We start from the raw sequence: 13,715 nt of genomic DNA on the forward strand, positions 1-13,715 counted from the left end.
TACTGTCTGATAACTTATCAGGCGTCAACAGCGCCACAGAAGCGATAGCCTTCACCGTGCACAGTCACAATCAATTCTTCTGCGCTAGGCTCTGACTCAAAATGTTTACGGATACGGCGAATGGTCACGTCCACCGTTCTGTCGTTGGGGCGTAGCTCACGACCAGTCATTTCCATAATCAGCTGTTCGCGAGTAAGGATTTTGCCTGGGTGACGCAAGAACAGGTGCAGGGCCCTGAATTCACTGCGAGGCAGGCGGAATTCCTGGCTCTTGGGTGAAATCAGACTGCGGCTGTCACTGTCCAATGTCCAGCCGTTAAAGGACACCTTGCTGGGCAGATCGTCATCTTCACTGCTGTTCAGCGTACGAGTCAGCAGGTTTCTGGCGCGAATGGTCAGTTCTCTGGGATTGAAGGGTTTGGTCAGATAATCATCGGCACCAATTTCCAGGCCCAGAATACGATCTACGTCGTTATCACGGCCGGTCAGGAAGATCAGACCGACATTTTTACGATCCCGCACTTCGCGAGCCAGAATCAGGCCATTTTTACCAGGCAGATTGATATCCATAATTACCAGATTGATGGTATGTTCAGCGAAAATGTTGTGCATTTCCTCGCCGTTTTCAGCTTCAAAAACCTGATAGCCTTCGGCTTCGAACAGACTTTTCAGGGTTGTTCTGGTAACAACCTCGTCTTCGACAATGAGAATATTAGGGGTTTGCATCTTTTAAAGTTCCACGCTTTGTTAGATTTTTGTAAGTTTACCAGATAATAGTCATTCTCATAAGTGGTCTGGGCCAACAGAATTGCGCGCTGGGCTTATTCTGTCTGTTGTTGAGCCCGTATGACCCACATCATCAGCGAAAGTTCACCCGCTTTAATAAGGCAGAGCTAAACTTCAGGCTGGTTTGTTCATACACATCCTGATTGAAGAAAATCTTCATCTTGGATTGTAGCGGGACAATGGCCATCATGCCGCCACGCTGGATAAAGTTAATGGACTCGCCAATAGAGACTGTTTGCTGGTTCACTTTTGCCAGGCGTTCAAAGAGTTCATCACTCTCCATACTTTGGCCGACAAACAGTACCTGACAATCCTGCCCATCTATTTGTGTGGCCTCAGCCAGCTCCACCAGTTTAATCGGTCTTTGTTTCACTTGTTGGTTAGGTGAACTCTGAAACACCTTGGCATGGGCATAGTTCTTATCTTCCAGAAAACAAAAGTTCACCGGCAATTGGCTGTCTTCATCAACAAATTGCGTAAAATTGGCTATGTGCAGCAGGAACGGGGCGCGCAGTTGTTCAGAACTGAAGCCCTGTGAAAATGCAGCCGTTGGCAACAATAGCGCACAAAGCAGCAGTAGTTTGTGAAGTGTCGGCAATCCCTGTCGCATTATGAACTCTTAGCAATATCTGAATGTTCCAGCTTCCTGACCGGGAACAGAATTTGAAATTCAACACCATGACCTTCTTCGCTGGTTACCGTAATGGAACCATTCAGGGCCTGAGTCACCAGGTTGTACACCAGGTGCATACCCAGGCCACTACCACCCTGGCCGCGCTTGGTAGTGACAAAAGGATCAAAGATGCGTTTACACAGATGCTCCGGTATACCTTTACCATTGTCCTCATAACGCAGTGACAGTTTGTTGCCACCCTGCAATTCTACCCAAATATCAATCTGGCCTTTTTCCATAAATTCAAATCCATGAATAATGGAGTTCATAATCAAATTGATCATGATTTGGTTGATTGGCCCGGCTTTACTTTCGATGGTCAGCTCCGGGTCGCAATGCAGGACAATTTCGTGAGGCAGCTTTTTCAGTTTGGGGCGCATGGACAGCAGAATTTCGTCCATTAATTGTTTGAAGGCAAACACTCTGGCCGTTTCACTGGTTTGGTCTACAGCGACTTGTTTGAAGCTGGATATTAGCTCTGCAGCACGGTTTAAGTTGCGGTAGATAATATTGAGATTTTCTTCCCCTTCCTTAAGGAATTTTGCCAGAGCACTGGCCTTGAGATTTTTGTTCTCAAAATCACTCTGCAGTTGGGTCAATCGGTCCAACATCATGGTGGAAGCGGTGACGCCCAAACCGATTGGAGTGTTAACCTCATGCGCAACCCCGGCCACCATATCACCCAGTGAGGCCATTTTTTCGTTCTGGACGATCTGACGTTGAAACTGATGGAGCTTTTCCAGAGTTTGAATCAGTTCTTTGTTGGCTTCTTTAAGGGCTGTAGTGCGCTGGCTGACCTTTTCCTCCAGGCTCAGGTTAAGCCGACGGTATTCCTCTTCGGCTTGCTCCTGGCGAAGAATATGCTGCTGTATGGTTTCCAGCATGCCGTTAAAGGCATTACCCAGAATATCCAGCTCCTTAAGGCTGGATGAACGGGCCCGGCTGGAATAATCCTTCTGCTGACTAATCTGCTGAACCAGATAAACCAACTCTTCAATGGGATGGGTTACTGAGCGTTGCAACCTCAGAGTCAGCAAAAAGCTCAGGATTAGGGCCAGCATCAGGACCGAAAACGTGATCAGCACGGTGTTCAACGTCAGTTTGTTGAGGGCATCTACCGAGGCGCGAATATAGGTGAAACCAACCCGATCCCCTTCCAGGTTAACCGGCATCATATATTCCAGTGCATCGGCGCTGAAGGTAGGCAGGGCCAGCTCTTCTGTTCTGCCAAACATGGCTCTTACCGGGGCCTGTCCGGTTTTATTGTAACTGGCAAAGAATTCCAGTTCATTGGCCGGGTTGAGTTTGTAGATATGTACGTTGTTGATAAATGCCGCGGCTGAGAGCGCCTGCAAGTTTTGTTCTTCGGTGACATTGTCATTAAACACAATGCCACTGGCAGCATTGGTACTGATCAACTCTGCAAAAGTTTCCACCTCGTTGATCATTTCTTCTTTATAGTTACTGATTTGAACATAGAGAGATATGCTGGATGCCAGAAGCAATGCCGCCGCAGTGATGGACATTACTACCCAGATGAACAGGCTTTTTATCGATAGGACTTTCTTTTGTTGCGCCATGTGCTCTGATTCAGCCCTGAAATATCTTTATCGTTTCTTGATCAAGCTTATCACCATATTGATACAATCTTTTGAAAAATGAAAATAATTACAAGACCGGAAGGGAAAAGATGAGCAATAGCGAACAACAACAAACAACATCCAGGCTATGGCAACTGTACCAAAATACGATTTTTGTTTTATCTGAACGGCCGGTAGAGGCCGAGCAGAGGTGCATTGTCACTGCCTGCAACCCCGGCGGCAGTGTGCTGTCAAAAAGCGAAAACACCCTGTTACAGGGGCAACTGGCTGGTCGTTTAAGCCGTCAGGGCTTTCGTTGCAGTGAGTTAATTGGTGCAGGCGCAGATCTTAAGCATCAGGAGCCCAGTTATCTGATTGCCTGCAACAAGTTACAGGGCCTGGAACTGGCCAGGCACTTTAAGCAAAACGCATTTTATTGGCTGGATGGTGAGCAGGTGTGGCTGCTACCGGCAATGCTGGAGGGGTACAATGCTGTTGCCCTGGGAAACTTCAGGGCAAGGTGCAGGGGCTGCGAGCAGCCCCTAGTAACGAATTAGCTCGAGTAAAGTCTGTTCGTCCATATTTAACTGGGCGGCCAGGCTTTTCAGGCGCATTCTCTGCCTGACCCGCTCAGCTTCGCTGCTTGGTTGCGCTTGTAAGTCGGCAAAGTCGCTCAGGCAAACACAGACTAACTGCTTGGTGTTGTTGCCCTGTTTGTCTGTTAATTGCGCCTGTTTGTAAATCAGATGCGGACAGGGCTGAGTGCGGGCAGGGTCCTGCAGGCATTGCTCAGGCACTGCCTGCACGCTGAACGTACAAATCAACAGCAGAGCGGCTCTTGTGACAGCCACTGAATCAGTTATCCATCGGCAGACAATGCTGATACAGGGCCTGATAATTCAGTGCCGCGTCATACCAGGTGAATTTTTGCCGCATTGCACGTTTCTGCATTTGTACGAAACGGTCAGGGTATTCATGGTAAAACAGCATGGCCCGACGTACACAGTTTAACAGTGCTGAACTGTCCGGTGCTTCAAACATAAAACCGGTGGCTTGCTCCGGCAGCATTTGCAGATCCAATACCGTATCTCGCAATCCCCCTACGGCACGAACAATGGGGATAGTGCCATAGGCCAGACTGTACATCTGATTCAATCCGCAGGGTTCAAACAACGACGGCATCAGGAAAAAGTCGCTGCCAGCTTCCAGCAAGTGTGCCATACGGGTACTGAAGTCGTTGCGAAACACCAGCTTGTCGGGAAATTGTGCGGCATTGAACTGTAATACGTCGCTGATCACAGGATCCCCTGTGCCTATAACCAGAATCTGCACATTATGTTGCAATAACTGGTTTAGCACGGGTAGTAAATAACCAAAGCCTTTTTGTTCCGTCAGGCGGCATAGCATGCCAATCAGCGGCACATTGGCCTTCTCCGGCAATCCGGCTTCCTGCTGCAGGGTTTGTTTACACAGGGCTTTGCCCTGCAGCGCCTCACCCGTGTAGTGCGCGGGTAAAAATTTGTCTGAACCAGGATCCCACTGCTGGTAGTCGCAGCCGTTCAGAATACCACTGACATCATTGGCCCGATGTTGAAAATCGTGATAGAGACTGTGGGACCCCAGTGGTGTGAGCAGCTCCCTGGCATAGTTGGGGCTGACCGCATTTATCTTGTCAGCATACTGAATACCCATTTTCAGAAAATTCAGATTACCCTGACTGTCGATTTGTGCCGCCAGTTCCGCATGAGGACGCAAGAAACTGATATCTGCAAACCTGTGTACGCCCTGATAGGCGCCATTGTGAATAGTCAGCAGGGTGCGGCAGCGGGCAAAAAAGCCGCTATCGTCACGCTTGATAAAATACGGGCAAAGCGACGTATGCCAGTCGTTGCAATGCACTACATCGGGCTGAAAATCCATGGCCTGTGCTGTACGCAATGCCGCCATTGAAAAAAAGGCAAACCGCTCGGCATTGTCGCCAAAAGCTTCATAGCCATCGGAATAGAGACCCGCGCGATGGAAGTAGTCAGGATAATCCACGCAATACACCGGAACGGTTTCCAGTTCCAGTCGCTTGATATTAAAACGGTACTCTTTGTCGCCTGCGCGCAGAAGCTGCTCGTCGGCAACATTGCCAAGTTTGAATTTCTCGGCAAGCTGCTTGTAGTAAGGCTTCACAATGCGTACATCGTGACCAAGCGCCTTCAGGGCAATGGGCAGTGACTTGGCAACATCTGCCAGGCCACCGGTTTTAGCCAGGTCTTCTACTTCAGAAACGACAAAAAGTATTTTCATTCAAATCCAACCCTCATGCCTTTGGCGATCACGGTCAATCCTTCTTCGGTCACGGTCAGGCCGCGGGCCTTGTCCTGCTCTGGATTAACACCTATCTCGGTGCCGGGCGCAATACTCACTCCTTTGTCGGTGATCACCCGATTCAGGTAGCTGCCGGCACCTATATGCGCTCTGCCGAGGATAACGCATTCCTGCAACCTTGAACCAGCCCCCAGGTGCACATTAAAACCTAATACTGAGCGCTCCACCCTGGAACCGACAATTTTACACCCGGAAGAGATCAGCGAATTGAGTATGGTGGAGTGATTGCCTTTCTCATCGGCCAGAATACGCGCGGACGGTACCGGCGGGTGGTAGCTGCGCAATGGCCATTTTTCGTTATTGAGTTCAAATTGTGGTTCACATTCCAGCAGATCCATATGGGCTTCCCAGAACGAATATAACGTGCCTACATCCCGCCAGTAGTGGGTATTGGTTTCGCCCTGAATCTTGTTCTGAGTAAAGTCGTAAACCTGTACTTGCTTGTCTTTATACAGCTTGGGAATTATGTCATGGCCAAAATCATGGTTAGAAAGCTTATTTTCTGCATCGGCGTACAGAGATTTATAAAGTACTTTGGCGTCAAACACATAGTTGCCCATAGAGACCAGTGCCATGGTTGGATTGCCAGGCAGGGGCTTGGGGTGAGTGGGTTTTTCCTCAAAGCCGGTCATACGGAAGTTTTCATTCACTTCGATTACCCCAAAGCGGTGCGCTTCCTCGATGGGCACACGGGTAGCACAAACGGTCAGGGCAGCGCCGCTTTTCTCGTGGTAACGCACCATCTGGCGTACATCCATCTTGTAGATATGGTCGCTGCCGAAGATGCATACGTTGTCTGGATCATGCTGTTCTATCAGTCGAATATTCTGGTAGATAGCGTCGGCAGTGCCTTCATACCAACGTTTACCCATGCGCATCTGCGCAGGAATGGCGTCAATAAAATTGCCAGTTAAGCCTGAAAGATACCAGGCTTGCCGCAGGTGGATATTCAGTGATTGTGATTTGAACTGGGTCAGCAAATAAATTTTCAGCAGGTCGGAATTCACGAAATTATTCAGAACTAAGTCCACCAGGCGCAAGCCACCGGCGAAAGGGACGGCCGGTTTGGTGCGGGTCTGAGTCAGCGGGAATAAGCGGGTGCCGGCACCGCCAGCGAGGATCATTGCAAGAGTTCGAGCCATTTTGTCTCCTGAGACCGAAGGAATTGTGGTGCTTGTGCATGCGCTGTCCACCTGATGACCAGCCCGTCTGCGCGGAGTCAATAGTGGACAAAATGCAGTATAGACAAAGCACGAAGCGGCATCGGACTGGGTTGCTGATCCCGATCAAGGAATATCTGGTCTGGCAATCAAGTATGCCTTGCCACAGGAGAGGGCTCCGTCCATGAGCCATGCTTGCCTGGAAACAGAATTAAATCAGGCGGATTTTCTAAATCGAAGCGGTCGCAGTCTGGCCAACTGGTGTTGTTGCTCATGAATTTGTTGCAACAGCGCATCGCGCTCCAATTCGTGAAAATATCTGAACTCTGGCTCCTCGCGGATAAGCTCATTGCAAAGGCTTACTCTCACTTCCAGCTCGCAGATGTTCTGTTCAATGGCCACCGCGGTGGCATTCTGGCCAAACCGAATAGGGACAAGAAGTGCATCTGACATATGGATTTCCTCCAAGATAAGGACAGGACCTGCGTCTTGCCACTGTCATTGCAATCAAATTCAATGCCAAAGCAGTCAGAAATGTGGCTGAAAACGCTAAATTGCCCGGCAATCAAGGCCATGCAGCTTAGAACGAGGGCATGACAATTTGATTAACCGGGGATGAAAATCTGGTGAATTGCGTTATATGAGCCGGGCTGGGGCGTGGTCGCACCCGATTGGTGCGACCAGCAACTTACTTGATACAGCGATAAACACGGAATTTTGGAGTGTCGGCCAGCCATTCCACCTTGCCCAGACTTTGCTCCAGCAGTGGTGGATATTTAAGGAAGCTGTTTGCCACCAGGTATAGCGGGGCTTTTGCTGACATCATTGCCGGAATACGGCGGATAAAGTCTTCACTAACCTGGTAATCGGTTTGTAAACCGGTATGAAAAGGTGGGTTGGTATACACTGCGGCAAATGGCCCTTGTATAGCTGCCAGCCCATGACTGGCAACCACTTGCGCATTGATACCATTGTCTTTGGCGCTGTGCTCGGCACAATACAGTGCCAGGGCACTGACGTCGGACATCAGGACTTTGGCTTGCGGGTTTAGCTTACCCAGATAGCAGCCAATCACCCCTGCGCCGCAGCCGAAATCTAGCACCTGGCCCGTTGGTACATGGTCAATCTGTTCCAGTAACAAACGGGTGGCTGGATCCAGCTCGCCCTGGCTGAAAACCCCCGGCAGGAAACTGATGGTGAGTTGCTGAGTAGCCACCGACAGACTGGTTTTCTTCAGCCATTGGCTTAGGGTAAAGGCTTTGGCGGGTTTGTCTGGAATTGCACCATACAAAGCACAATGGCGGGCAGAATCCAGCTTATTACAATGCTCAGCATAGGCTGCCATTAACTTAGGTGCCGCTTTTACCCCACCTTTATTGTCGCCCACCAACAATAACTGACCGCCCGGCAGCAGACAGTGCACCAGATTGGCAATCAGCATTTGCGCTTGTTCTTTGGCCTTGGGCATGTAGATCACAATGCCATCGAACTTCTGTTCGCAAGGGTACTCAGCACCGAAATAATGATGTTCCGATTGGCTTATCTGGCAGGCATGTTGGTAGATATCAAAATACTGGTGATAGCCGAATAGCTGTTTATTACCCAGTTCGCGAAATACCTGGGCATCTAGGGGATTGACCAGCAGCCAGCGGCCAGTGGCAAATTGTTCGGCGTTTCTGACCAGTACCTGGCTGGGCGCACTCAACATCAGGCAATCCTCTCAAACATTAAATCCCAAACACCATGACCCAACCTGTGGCCACGCTGTTCAAATTTAGTCAGGGGACGAAAGTCCGGTCTGGGCACATAGTCGCCGCTGCTGGATTGGTTTTGATAGCCTTCCGCCTGGCTCATGACCTCTAGCATATGTTCGGCATAATTCTGCCAGTCTGTGGCCATATGCCAGACACCGCCAATGGCCAGCTTCTGGCGCACTTTCTGAGCAAACTCGGCTTGTACTATGCGGCGCTTATGATGGCGCGCCTTATGCCAGGGGTCAGGAAAATATAACTGCATTCTGGCCAGGCTTGCGTCCGGAATACACTGTGCCAGGACTTCCACTGCGTCATGTTCGAACAGGCGAAGATTGGTCAGGCCTGCAGCTTCTGCATCGGCCAGACAAGCACCTATGCCCGGGCGGTGTACTTCAATACCAATAAAATCTTTATCCGGCTCGGCCGCTGCCATGGCGACCAGTGATTTACCCATGCCAAAACCGATCTCCAGCACCACGGGGGCCTGGCGGCCAAATACCTGGTTAAAATCCAGCATGCCAGTATCCACCGATAAGCCCATGGCCGGCCAGTTGGTCTCGATGGCGCGGGCCTGACCTTTAGTCAGTCGCCCCTCGCGTTTGACAAAGCTGCGAATCTTACGAAGATAAACCCCTTCTTTTTCGGGTTGTGGATTTTGCTGTTCACTCATACTGTTTATCTCTGTTGTCAAAACACATGCCGTCTCGGCGAAAAAAAGGGCGCGTATTATGCCTTGTTGGTTAAAGGATATCCATGTATGACGGTGTTTTTAGATGCGGCTCTGCAAGTGCAGGGACAGGGCCTTTGGCTGTTCCAGCGGCAGCATATGACCAGCGCCGCTGAAAACCTGCATGCTGCTATGTTTTATGGCCTGATGCATAGTCTGCATAGCGCCAAGCGCTGCAACCTCATCGCACTCTGAGGCAATTATATGTACAGGGAATGCCGCTTGCGCCAAATCTTCCGTTAAATCCGGACGGGAAGAAGCTGCGATAAGGTGATACTTAAGTACCGAGCCACCCAAATCCTGCTCCATCTCTCGCACTACCTGCTGTGCAAATTGGTGGTTCGGGCTGTGTGGGTTAACCATCATGGCCAGACGCTGGGCCGACATAGGACGAAACTGCCCCTTATCCAGCGCGCGGATAATCAACTGACGTTGCTGCAGTTCCTGTTGGTTCAGACCAGCCGAACAAAAACCAATCAGGGTCAGGGACGCCACTTGGTCAGGATTCGCCAGGGCAAAGCGGCAGGCAATATAGCCACCCATGGAAAACGCCACCAGATGTACCTTATCACCAGCCACGGCATGCACGGTTAAACCATCCATTTGCTCCAGGGTTTCGGCCCATTGCAGCGGTATGTAGCGGCGATCCGCTATTGTCATTTCGCGCCAGACCGGCAACCACAAGCGCTCGTCACACTGAGTGCCTGGAAAAAATACAACGGGCAAAGAATGGCTCATGTAATTGCGGTGTTGGTGTATTTGCTTGCTATCATAGCAGCTTGAATGAGTTCAGCAGTATTCAGGATTGCCTTTTGTTACATACCCAAGCCGCCTTTGCCGACAGAATTCTTGCCTGGTTTGATCAACATGGACGCAAAGACCTGCCCTGGCAACAGCATAAAACTCCCTATTCTGTCTGGGTGTCGGAAATCATGCTGCAGCAAACCCAGGTCAGTACTGTTATCCCCTTTTATCAGCGCTTTATGGCGCGTTTTCCCGATGTGCTGAGCCTGGCCAATGCACCTCAGGATGAAGTGCTGCATCACTGGACCGGGCTTGGCTATTATGCCCGGGCCAGAAACCTGCAAAAAGCCGCGCAGCAGATTCGGGATAATCACAAAGGGCAGTTTCCAACGGATTTGCACCAGGTTATGGCACTGCCGGGTATTGGCCGCTCCACGGCCGGTGCCATACTCTCTTTGGCGTGCGGGCAAAGCCACGCTATTTTAGATGGCAACGTAAAGCGGGTACTAGGGCGTTTCGCCGCGATAGAAGGCTGGCCCGGTGAGAAAAAAGTTGAGACTCAGATGTGGCAACTGGCTGAGCGGCTAACCCCGCTCAGCAGAACCGGGGACTACACCCAGGCTATGATGGATATGGGCGCCACCTTATGCACCCGCACTAAACCCAAGTGTCATGCCTGCCCCATTAGCGATGATTGCCAGGCCAAGGAGTTGGGTCGCCAGAGTGAATTTCCCGGTAAAAAAGTCAGGAAAGCCATTCCGACCCGCCACACTATTATGCTGCTGCCTAAGTGGCAAAATCAGGTGTTGGTGTATAAACGTCCCCCAGCGGGGCTATGGGGAGGTTTATGGGGGTTCTTTGAGGTTAGTCAGGAAAGCCAGATTGCCGGGCGCGCCATTGAATTAGGGCTGCAAGATTTTACCCTAACCGAACTGGCGGGCTTTCGCCATACCTTCAGCCATTTTCATCTTGATATACGCCCTGTTTTGCTGGAATTGCACAGCGCTCCTCAGGCAAGCAGTGTGCAGGAACAAGAGTTGTTGTGGTATCAGCTTGATCATCCAGCCAATATCGGATTGGCCGCGCCAACCAAAACGCTTTTTAGTACACTGAGACAAATTGACACCAGCGCAGCCTGAGGCTGTATTGCGAAAGAGGATTGTATGAGTCGCACGGTTTATTGCCAGTTCCTGAAAAAAGACGCCGATGGCCTGGATTTCCAACTTTATCCTGGTGATTTGGGTAAACGTATATTTGACAATATCTCCAAGGAAGCCTGGGCTTTATGGCAAAAGAAGCAAACCATGCTGATCAACGAGAAAAAGCTGAATATGATGAATGCCGAACATCGTAGCTTCCTGGAACAGCAGATGGCGGCCTTCTTATTTGAGGGCCAGGACGTAGAAATTGAAGGATATGTGCCGCCCAAAGGCGAATAAGCTGCCATTCGCCCGGAAAAACCGCACTTTGCTGGTTTTCTGCGCACTCAACTTGAAATGGCAATAAATCTGCAAAAAAGGAGTTGACTTAAGTCGGCGGAATCCGTTTAATACGCACCCACGACGGCACGGCCACAAAGCCGGTCAGTCAACCGAATATTGCCCAGATAGCTCAGTCGGTAGAGCAGGGGATTGAAAATCCCCGTGTCGGTGGTTCGATTCCGCCTCTGGGCACCATATAAAACAAAGGGCCTCTTCGAAAGAAGGGGCCTTTTGTTTTATGCGCTCCAGAAGGTGGATGAGAATCACCGCGGTTCGACAAAAATGTCAGGAGCATTTTTGGACGCCCGGAGGGCGGGCCTTTAGGCCGAGTCCCAGGGATGGGACGAGCATTCCGCCTCAACAATCCTTCAACTGCCCCATTAACTTTTTTAACCGGGGCTTTTTATTTATGGCTGCGCCAGAGGCTCTCACCAGGCTAAGCACCGGGTTCGATTGCAAAGTGGCTCCCTGCACTTTGCCCTGCGGGCCATCCTTCGGATGTCCAAGATTGCTCCTGGCAATCTTGTCCGCCTCTAACATCTGCGATCTGATCAACCTTCAGCTATAAAGGGGCCTTTTGTTTTATGCGCTCCAGAAGGTGGGTGAGAACCGCCGCAGTTCGACCAAAATGCAGGAGCATTTTTGGACGCCCGGAGGGCGGGCCTTTAGGCCGAGTCCCAGGGATGGGGCGAGCATTCCGCCTCAACAATCCTTCAACTGCCCCATTAACTTTTTTAACCGGGGCTTTTTATTTATGGCTACGCCAGAGACTCTCACCCGGCTAAGCACCGGGTTCGATTGCAAAGTGCCTCCCTGCACTTTGCCCTGCGGGCCATCCTTCGGATGTCCAAGATTGCTCCTGGCAATCTGACAAACACTCATTTTTGTGTCATCTATTCTCTTACCCCATCTCGGTGTTTATTTATTGGCTTTTATCTTTCGATCAGCTTTATTCTTGATATGGCAGCGAAGGTCTTAGTCTGAACGAACAACATTATGTGCGGGCGACTCAATATCACTGATGACCCTTTTGTTATCGGGCTTTGTGAAGCCTTAGGGGTTAGTATTTTCCCAGATAAGCAAAAGCCAGAGATTAAGCATTTACCTGACGGACGTCCAATTTCCCCGTACTTTTTTAAACGTTTTATTCGCGCTACAGAACAAGTGGGTATTGTTCGCGAAGTAGCGGGAAAGCGTGTTTTTGAGCTGGCCACCTGGTGGTTGTTATTGGACTATCAATCTGGTGGTTTTAAACCCTCCAAGTACACTAGTTTTAACACCAGATACGATAAGCTGAATACGCCTAATAGCGCAGGGTATAAAGCCTTTAGACAGTCACGTTGTATTATCCCTGTCACAGGTTTTGGTGAAACTCAGGGGCAGGGTGTTAATGCTGTTTATACCGATTTTTTTGCGCTTGAGGGGGCGTTGGCGCTGGGAGGGTTGTGTCGGGAGTGGCTGCACTACAAAACCGGGGAGCAAGCGCTGTCCTGTTCTGTTATCACTCTTGCAGGCCACGAAAAGTTGCGCCCCTTCCACGAAAAATCCATGCCGCTTATTTTAAATCAGCAGGATGGCTCAATGGATTTGTGGCTGGATGGCAGCCAGACTGATGTCAGCGTCTTTGATATCATGCTCCAGCCGCACTTGCCACAGGACTTACTGGCCCAACATGTGGATAAACCCTCCACACATAGACCTGTTGGCGAGCCGCTGTTTATCGCTGCGGACAATCCATGAAGCTTAAGCCCAAGCATGTCTTGCTGCTCCTACCAAAGCAAACTGTAATTCAGATAATGCATATTGGCGCCCTGGTTGCGTTCGGCCAGATAGGCGTTGGAATAATGGTTAATGCCGTAGGAAAGCCGGTGACGCCGGGCAAATTGAACCCCCAGTTCAAATCGGGTTTCAAACAGCCAGCGCGAACCCAATGAACGGTCCATCAGATAAACATCGCTGAAGTAGCTGGCGCCGGCACCTACGCCCAGATACCAATCCATCGATTGTACTGGGATGCTGTAACGAAGTACCGGCAGCAAGCTGGCACCCTGCTTACTTTTGTCACGCCAGGGATCTTCCCAGTGATTAAGCGCGCCTTCCAGTTCAATACTGAGCTGATGGTTAGCGATAACAGACCATTGGTAACCTGTGGAATACAGATAGGCCAGCCGGTAGGAGTCGGCCTTCGTGCTAAGGTGCTGCTCAGCTTCCCCCCGCGACCAGCTTTGGCCGACGGATAACACCACCCCATCTGCCAGTGCCTGCGGCATCAGAATTAAAATCAGCCAGCTTAGTGATCGCATAATGGCATCTGCGTCGTACTACCTGAATTAACGTTAGTTAACAACGGGTGTTAACTCAACCAAGACTTAACAAGACACTTAGTTACTTTAACTACGCAGGCTGTAACTGGCTGTACTATAAATGAAATGCCT

15 protein-coding genes and 1 tRNA gene are annotated in these 13,715 nt (G+C 50.3%); 5 read left to right on the top strand and 11 right to left on the bottom strand.

Features of this window, described 5'->3' with window-relative positions:
- Positions 1-17: 17 nt before the first annotated feature.
- The 3 genes from arcA to ABD028_RS21720 form a co-directional block, all read right to left on the bottom strand.
- A complete protein-coding gene (arcA, locus tag ABD028_RS21710; protein WP_102794471.1) occupies positions 18-725 on the bottom strand; it encodes a two-component system response regulator ArcA in 708 nt (235 codons plus the stop codon).
- Between the two features lie 133 nt (positions 726-858).
- A complete protein-coding gene (locus ABD028_RS21715; protein WP_343847454.1) occupies positions 859-1,395 on the bottom strand; it encodes a YfiR family protein in 537 nt (178 codons plus the stop codon).
- Entirely contained in the window at positions 1,395-3,038 is a 1,644-nt protein-coding gene (locus ABD028_RS21720; RefSeq protein WP_343847455.1) for a sensor histidine kinase, read from the bottom strand. The genes ABD028_RS21715 and ABD028_RS21720 overlap by 1 nt, the downstream gene beginning before the upstream one ends.
- Before the next feature lie 110 nt (positions 3,039-3,148).
- Between ABD028_RS21720 and ABD028_RS21725 the strand changes: the two genes are divergently transcribed.
- Positions 3,149-3,595 (top strand): DUF3293 domain-containing protein, encoded by a 447-nt coding sequence (locus tag ABD028_RS21725; protein ID WP_343847456.1) that lies wholly within the window; start codon positions 3,149-3,151, stop codon positions 3,593-3,595.
- Here the strand turns inward: ABD028_RS21725 and ABD028_RS21730 are convergent.
- The 7 genes from ABD028_RS21730 to ABD028_RS21760 all read right to left on the bottom strand — a co-directional run bounded on the left by ABD028_RS21730 (position 3,581) and on the right by ABD028_RS21760 (position 9,793).
- Positions 3,581-3,889 carry a hypothetical protein gene (locus ABD028_RS21730; protein ID WP_343847457.1) on the bottom strand — a complete coding sequence of 103 codons (309 nt, stop codon included), beginning with the start codon at positions 3,887-3,889 and terminating at the stop codon, positions 3,581-3,583. The genes ABD028_RS21725 and ABD028_RS21730 overlap by 15 nt on opposite strands.
- 4 nt (positions 3,890-3,893) lie before the next feature.
- Entirely contained in the window at positions 3,894-5,333 is a 1,440-nt protein-coding gene (glgA, locus tag ABD028_RS21735; protein WP_343847458.1) for a glycogen synthase GlgA, read from the bottom strand.
- Positions 5,330-6,556: a glucose-1-phosphate adenylyltransferase gene (glgC, locus tag ABD028_RS21740; RefSeq protein WP_343847459.1), complete on the bottom strand. Its 1,227-nt coding sequence runs from the start codon at positions 6,554-6,556 to the stop codon at positions 5,330-5,332. Before glgC ends, glgA begins: the two co-directional genes overlap by 4 nt.
- A gap of 234 nt (positions 6,557-6,790) precedes the next feature.
- Positions 6,791-7,027, bottom strand: coding sequence for a hypothetical protein (locus tag ABD028_RS21745; RefSeq protein WP_102794464.1), 237 nt, complete (start codon positions 7,025-7,027; stop codon positions 6,791-6,793).
- A gap of 235 nt (positions 7,028-7,262) precedes the next feature.
- Positions 7,263-8,282, bottom strand: a complete 1,020-nt coding sequence (locus tag ABD028_RS21750; protein ID WP_343847460.1) for a methyltransferase — start codon at positions 8,280-8,282, stop codon at positions 7,263-7,265.
- Positions 8,282-8,998 carry a tRNA (guanosine(46)-N7)-methyltransferase TrmB gene (gene trmB / locus ABD028_RS21755; protein WP_102794462.1) on the bottom strand — a complete coding sequence of 239 codons (717 nt, stop codon included), beginning with the start codon at positions 8,996-8,998 and terminating at the stop codon, positions 8,282-8,284. Before trmB ends, ABD028_RS21750 begins: the two co-directional genes overlap by 1 nt.
- A gap of 99 nt (positions 8,999-9,097) precedes the next feature.
- Positions 9,098-9,793 carry an alpha/beta fold hydrolase gene (locus ABD028_RS21760; protein WP_343847461.1) on the bottom strand — a complete coding sequence of 232 codons (696 nt, stop codon included), beginning with the start codon at positions 9,791-9,793 and terminating at the stop codon, positions 9,098-9,100.
- Positions 9,794-9,867: 74 nt separating this feature from the next.
- Between ABD028_RS21760 and mutY the strand changes: the two genes are divergently transcribed.
- From mutY to ABD028_RS21780, 4 genes are all read left to right on the top strand, one after another.
- On the top strand, positions 9,868-10,938 hold the full coding sequence (gene mutY / locus ABD028_RS21765) for an A/G-specific adenine glycosylase (protein WP_343847462.1): 1,071 nt from the start codon (positions 9,868-9,870) through the stop codon (positions 10,936-10,938).
- A gap of 24 nt (positions 10,939-10,962) precedes the next feature.
- Complete coding sequence (locus ABD028_RS21770) at positions 10,963-11,238, top strand: oxidative damage protection protein (RefSeq protein ID WP_102794460.1); 276 nt, start codon at positions 10,963-10,965, stop codon at positions 11,236-11,238.
- Between the two features lie 161 nt (positions 11,239-11,399).
- Positions 11,400-11,475, top strand: a tRNA-Phe gene (locus ABD028_RS21775).
- A gap of 801 nt (positions 11,476-12,276) precedes the next feature.
- Positions 12,277-13,020, top strand: a complete 744-nt coding sequence (locus tag ABD028_RS21780; protein WP_343847463.1) for an SOS response-associated peptidase family protein — start codon at positions 12,277-12,279, stop codon at positions 13,018-13,020.
- Positions 13,021-13,049: 29 nt separating this feature from the next.
- Here ABD028_RS21780 and ABD028_RS21785 read toward each other — a convergent pair whose 3' ends face one another.
- Positions 13,050-13,583: an acyloxyacyl hydrolase gene (locus ABD028_RS21785; RefSeq protein WP_343847464.1), complete on the bottom strand. Its 534-nt coding sequence runs from the start codon at positions 13,581-13,583 to the stop codon at positions 13,050-13,052.
- Positions 13,584-13,715: the final 132 nt, after the last annotated feature.

The organism is Bowmanella denitrificans (genome assembly GCF_039522935.1).
Lineage (GTDB): Bacteria > Pseudomonadota > Gammaproteobacteria > Enterobacterales > Alteromonadaceae > Bowmanella > Bowmanella denitrificans.

Excerpts from the sequence above, each read along its gene's own strand:
- arcA (WP_102794471.1), bottom strand. The coding sequence starts at position 725 with ATGCAAACCCCTAATATTCTCATTGTCGAAGACGAGGTTGTTACCAGA.
- ABD028_RS21715 (WP_343847454.1), bottom strand. The coding sequence starts at position 1,395 with ATGCGACAGGGATTGCCGACACTTCACAAACTACTGCTGCTTTGTGCG.
- ABD028_RS21720 (WP_343847455.1), bottom strand. The coding sequence starts at position 3,038 with ATGGCGCAACAAAAGAAAGTCCTATCGATAAAAAGCCTGTTCATCTGG.
- ABD028_RS21725 (WP_343847456.1), top strand. The coding sequence starts at position 3,149 with ATGAGCAATAGCGAACAACAACAAACAACATCCAGGCTATGGCAACTG.
- glgA (WP_343847458.1), bottom strand. The coding sequence starts at position 5,333 with ATGAAAATACTTTTTGTCGTTTCTGAAGTAGAAGACCTGGCTAAAACC.
- glgC (WP_343847459.1), bottom strand. The coding sequence starts at position 6,556 with ATGGCTCGAACTCTTGCAATGATCCTCGCTGGCGGTGCCGGCACCCGC.
- ABD028_RS21745 (WP_102794464.1), bottom strand. The coding sequence starts at position 7,027 with ATGTCAGATGCACTTCTTGTCCCTATTCGGTTTGGCCAGAATGCCACC.
- ABD028_RS21750 (WP_343847460.1), bottom strand. The coding sequence starts at position 8,282 with ATGTTGAGTGCGCCCAGCCAGGTACTGGTCAGAAACGCCGAACAATTT.
- trmB (WP_102794462.1), bottom strand. The coding sequence starts at position 8,998 with ATGAGTGAACAGCAAAATCCACAACCCGAAAAAGAAGGGGTTTATCTT.
- ABD028_RS21760 (WP_343847461.1), bottom strand. The coding sequence starts at position 9,793 with ATGAGCCATTCTTTGCCCGTTGTATTTTTTCCAGGCACTCAGTGTGAC.
- ABD028_RS21770 (WP_102794460.1), top strand. The coding sequence starts at position 10,963 with ATGAGTCGCACGGTTTATTGCCAGTTCCTGAAAAAAGACGCCGATGGC.
- ABD028_RS21780 (WP_343847463.1), top strand. The coding sequence starts at position 12,277 with ATGTGCGGGCGACTCAATATCACTGATGACCCTTTTGTTATCGGGCTT.
- ABD028_RS21785 (WP_343847464.1), bottom strand. The coding sequence starts at position 13,583 with ATGCGATCACTAAGCTGGCTGATTTTAATTCTGATGCCGCAGGCACTG.